The sequence below is a fragment of the Acidithiobacillus sp. TH-A67 genome (genome assembly GCF_057473545.1).
The window spans coordinates 1-4,668 of sequence record NZ_JBYCKU010000022.1; the positions used below are offsets into that span (position 1 = coordinate 1).

Genomic DNA, 4,668 nt, shown 5'->3' on the forward strand with positions numbered 1-4,668 from the left:
AATTCGTAATCAGTAGGTCAGAGGTTCGATTCCCCTCAACGGCACCAGTCAAAACAGGCGCTTAGGCATATCGCTCAAGTGCCATTTTCTTTGCTAGTAGACACATAATAGACGCTTGGCATCAAACTAGAGCCAAGGCAAGACAGCTTGGTACAAGATGCAGAGCAGCGCTAGGACGTAGCGCTGCTGTGAGTGTCACGGCCGCGCGGTCCCTTGAGATCCTTGGCATTCTCCTGCTTCATCTGCGCAATGCTTGGCAGATATTGGCTGCCAAGCAGATCGCCCTGGATCAAAGCAAATTCCTGCAATGATGATGAAGAATGCAACCAGCGGGATGTCTGACACTCGGAAGCCAGGACAGCTCCTTTCGAGACACCGTTGCCCACACCCATCCAGCCCGCGAACTGGCACGGGAGAGGCCAAGCGCTTGCGTGTTCTGGCGCAGCGCGTATAGCGCGCATGTACTTGAGATTACGCGGCGAAAACCCCTTCATCTCGGGAAACGCCGAGCGCAAGTCCTGCGACAATCGCTCGATCACTAGGGATACCCTGATTCATAGCGAATCTCTTAATCGCGCGGCGCTTCGGTTTTGCTGAATAATGACACACCAGCGAGCCCGTCAAAATGCGCGTCGCAAGTGAGCAAGCCTGCGTCGGCGTGCCGCGCCGTGGCGTACACGATGGCATCAGCGGTGGCCAACTGGTGTGCCCGGTGCAAATCCGCCGCGAGCAGGGCAATCTCGGTATCCAGCGGCACCACCACGCATTTTTGCGTGTAGGCAATCACCAAATCAGCAGCATCCTCACCCACCTCGCGCACCAGCCATTTGGAAAGTTCCAACTGCACGATGGTGGGGACAAGGCATTCTGCCTTTTCCGGAAAATGCGGGCGCAAGCGCTGGCCTAGCGCAGAACCGACCAACCACTCGATCCAAGCCGAGGTATCAACCACACAGGGCGTTGCCGCCATCAATAACGATCCTCACGGTCACGCACGGCGTCGGTGTGGGCACCCTCGGCAATACCCGCCAAATCCGTCAGTTCTGGCACCGGCATCAGCAACACGCCCTTGCCCTTGGGGATGAACACAAATTCCTGCCCGGCCTGCCAGTGCTGCGCCTCACGCACCGCCTTGGGCAGAGAAATCTGAAACTTGCTCGATAAAGTCGCGCTGGCCGCCATGATTCATGCTCCTGAAATAACGATACAATTCTGGTAAGAATAACCACCGTCAGGCGACAAGGCCAGACCGCTCACGCACCCGCGCGGCGGCGCTTGCGCGCCTTGCTCTTACTTGCCACAGGAGTCGCAGCACCGGCCGTCATCTTCGTATAGAGCTAAACAGCTTTTCCAGCCGCTCGGTGTCGTTCTTAAAGCGCCGACCAATATAGATGCGCTCCAGCACTTCGTCATTGCGATCATGGGCGGCGCGCAGGTCATCGGGCATGGCGTCCGGGGCATAAAGATCGGCGATGGTCGCTGGGAAGTGATACTCCCGCGCGAGCGGAATATCCTCCGCGCAGCGCGTAAGGACAGCGCTCAAACGAGGCGTTGTAGACAATCATGGGGCCTTCACCTTACCTGGCATAAAACATGCTTTCGTCAAGCAGAAGACGGCTTGCTGGCGCTAAAATCGACACTTTCTTGCCACACGCCGGCAAGACCTCACCGTCGCTGCCGTAAAATTGACCTACTTGGGGGTATTGAGGTGACAATCACTGGAATTGTGAACACTGACGTTTCTGCCCTACGGACAATAGACAGCTTGGGCAAGCTACAGTCGGGAACCAACACTTCTCTTGCGCAATTATCCACCGGCAAGCAGATCAATGGGCCGCAGGATAACCCAGCGGGTTACAGTATTTCCCAGCGGATGACGACGCAAATCGATGCCCTGCAGCAGAACATCGAAAATGCCAATCAGGCCACCTCGGTCACACAAACGGCCATGGGGGCCATGACGAATCAGATCGCTCTGCTACAGCAGATCCGTAGCATCGCTGTTCAGGCCGCCAATGCCAGCAATACCACCAGTGATCGAGAGGCCTTACAAGCTAGCGTCAGCCAATTGCTATCCCAACTGAACACCATCGCCGGGCAAACCCAGTTCAACGGACAAGACCTCTTGACCGGTACCTTTGCCGGGAAAAGTTTCCAGGTCGGTCCCAACGCCCACCAAATCATTCCTGTGAGTATCGCCAATACCCGAAGTGCGGCCATGGGGAATTATCCGGCGCAACCCTCTTCCGGTGCGGGAACCTACACCTTGAGCGGTGCCATTACCAATCAGGGCTTCGCCGTCGGCCAGGCCTTCACCATCAGTGTTGGGGCAGACAAAAGCTACGCCACGCTGTCTGGTGGGATCCTGATCGCCTCGGGAGGTACGCTCACGACAGTTTCTCCAGAGACAGTCGTGGGCCTGAATGAGGGTAGCGGCGCTCTCCTCAGCGCTACCACCCTTCTCAATCAGACTTACCCCATCGATAGCAATACCAAATACGTGGTTTCCAGCGGTGCGACTATCCACTATGTCAGCGGTACTGTTATTTATCCCCACGGCAGCAACAATCCCGGGATTAGCGAGACGACCAGTGGGACATATATAACGAGTGGGCAAGTGCTCGTAGCTCCGCCGACATTGTACCACACGGGCGAAGTGGTCAGTGTGGTTCCATACCCGGCATCCGGAGCGACGGTACAAATCGTCTCCGGTGCGCCCGGATACATAGAAGCTTACGCCTCAACTGCCAATGCGGTGATGACCGCTTCAGGTGGGATCGTGTCGGGACGCGGTGGTGCTTATGCCACGTCCGGTGGCATTCTCCTCAACTCCAGCGCCGGTGAGGGAGACGGAAATTTCGTGCCCGCGCCTTCCAGCATCGAGATTCGCAGCGGGATCGGGGCGGCGAAGGTGAACATTACTTCCCCGTCGGAATCTGCCGCATCCATTGCCCAATCGATCAATGCCGTCGCGGAGCAAACTGGAGTCAAGGCCCAGGCCAATACCAGCGTTATGTTTTCCGTAAGTTCCGGGTCCTACAGCTTTGTATTGAGCAATGGCAGCAAAAGTAATCCTGTTCATCAGGTCAATATTCAGGCAACGGTCAGCGGTGGGGGAGGCAATCCTCTCGACCTCAGTCAGTTGGTAGGCGCCATCAACCAAAAGACGGCAGTGACCGGCATCGCTGCGTCAACGGTGATGCGCGATGGCGCAGCGCGTTTGGTGCTGACGCAATCGCAGGGGGAGAATATCGTGATAGCGGGGCGAGCAACTGTTGCCCAAGCTGGTCTGGCAGCCGGCAGTACGGGTTCATTGCAGGCACTCAATGTCAGCGGCTATCCCGTGGGGAACCCGATCGACAGCAACTCGGGAGCCGCACTCATTCAGGGCGTAGTGCAGTTCGCCTCGCCGCAATCCTATGCGATCACCAATGCCCACATCCTCGGCTATTCCAGTCAGGCAACCGGGGTAGAACAAGGTGCCCTGTCTACCATCGACGTAGGGACGGCGGAGAATGCGCAACGCAGCATCCTGACCATCGATCAGGCCATCCAGTACCTCACCGAGCAATCCGGTACTCTGGGCGCGGTACAGACTCGCATACAGAAAAGCTCTTTGAATGCACAAACGGAAAATGCCAACCTCGAGTCCGCGAGGTCTGTGGTCGAGGACGCCAACCTGGCCAAGGCGACCTCCCAGCTGACCATGTATCAGATCCTGCAAAAGGCGGGTATCTCCACACTGGTGCAGGAAGGAAGCCTGCAGAAAGCCTATCTCAAGCTCCTGCCGTAAGGCAGCACAGCAACGCTTTGCTCAGCGCTTGAGCAAGGAGAATCGCCGTGCTCAGTAAGCCTTTTCGCGCGCCCTTGCGCGATCGGCCTTGCGCTAGCGATTAGATGAATGGGCCCCGGACGTCGTGGTCACCGGTGCACCGTCTGCGCCCCACCGCGGGCGGAACGGTGCACTCGTCTCCCACTGACTCGGCGGCCACCATGCGGCACAGCACGCGCATGTACTCCCAGCCTTCGGCGTGCTCAAATCCGGAAAACCCTTCGATCCTGAATTCAAGGTTGCATAATTTCGGCCAAGACGGTATCTCCTGGATCCGAGAATCTTCCCAAAACCCCCTGGGACAACCCCGCCTGTTCGGCCTCAACTAGCTGGAACAAAACGCCTGATTTATCGCGGAACGTAACATCCACGAGCAAGAAGGAATCAAGAGCAGCACGACGCCATCTCTCCAGGAAAAGTTGGTGTGAGGCCAGATCTAGCCCTAACCGGTCGTGCGGCAGTGCCTGTTCCGCTACGATGGGGGCAGCAAGCCGCAGAGGGTTACCGTATGAATCTTCTCCCCCAAGCCAGGGAGCAACTTACCGACGCAGGACGAAAGCTCCATCACAAAGGGCCATATGTACACAGCCTGACTTTGACGGGTCTGGTGCTGGCTGGATACCTTCTGGGCTACGGCTTGGATCAGCTGGTACCCACACACGTCACAGCAACAGTGATTGGTGCCCTCTGGTCTGCCGTTACCGTGCTCACTGTCTTCAAGGACCATTGGGCAGACACGCGAGCGAGTTTCTGGTCGACGCTCAGTTCTACTGTGATCGGAGCCGTTGCTGCCTTGCTGTATCTGCTGTACTTCCCGCAGAAAATGCTCGCACTGG

5 protein-coding genes and 1 pseudogene are annotated in these 4,668 nt (G+C 57.2%); 2 read left to right on the forward strand and 4 right to left on the reverse strand.

Features of this window, described 5'->3' with window-relative positions:
* Positions 1-170: 170 nt before the first annotated feature.
* From AC2VNM_RS02465 to AC2VNM_RS02480, 4 genes are all read right to left on the reverse strand, one after another.
* Positions 171-539: a hypothetical protein gene (locus AC2VNM_RS02465; RefSeq protein WP_483189877.1), complete on the reverse strand. Its 369-nt coding sequence runs from the start codon at positions 537-539 to the stop codon at positions 171-173.
* Positions 540-568: 29 nt separating this feature from the next.
* On the reverse strand, positions 569-970 hold the full coding sequence (locus tag AC2VNM_RS02470; RefSeq protein WP_483189876.1) for a PIN domain-containing protein: 402 nt from the start codon (positions 968-970) through the stop codon (positions 569-571).
* A complete protein-coding gene (locus AC2VNM_RS02475) occupies positions 970-1,182 on the reverse strand; it encodes an AbrB/MazE/SpoVT family DNA-binding domain-containing protein (RefSeq protein ID WP_483165344.1) in 213 nt (70 codons plus the stop codon). Before AC2VNM_RS02475 ends, AC2VNM_RS02470 begins: the two co-directional genes overlap by 1 nt.
* 139 nt (positions 1,183-1,321) lie before the next feature.
* The gene (locus AC2VNM_RS02480) at positions 1,322-1,561 is read right to left on the reverse strand and encodes a type IIL restriction-modification enzyme MmeI (RefSeq protein ID WP_483189875.1); all 240 of its coding nucleotides are present in this window, start codon (positions 1,559-1,561) and stop codon (positions 1,322-1,324) included.
* A 165-nt stretch (positions 1,562-1,726) separates the two neighbouring features.
* Between AC2VNM_RS02480 and AC2VNM_RS02485 the strand changes: the two genes are divergently transcribed.
* On the forward strand, positions 1,727-3,793 hold the full coding sequence (locus tag AC2VNM_RS02485; RefSeq protein WP_486912807.1) for a flagellin N-terminal helical domain-containing protein: 2,067 nt from the start codon (positions 1,727-1,729) through the stop codon (positions 3,791-3,793).
* Positions 3,794-4,340: 547 nt separating this feature from the next.
* Positions 4,341-4,668, forward strand: a pseudogene (locus tag AC2VNM_RS02490) (FUSC family protein); the annotation flags it as partial.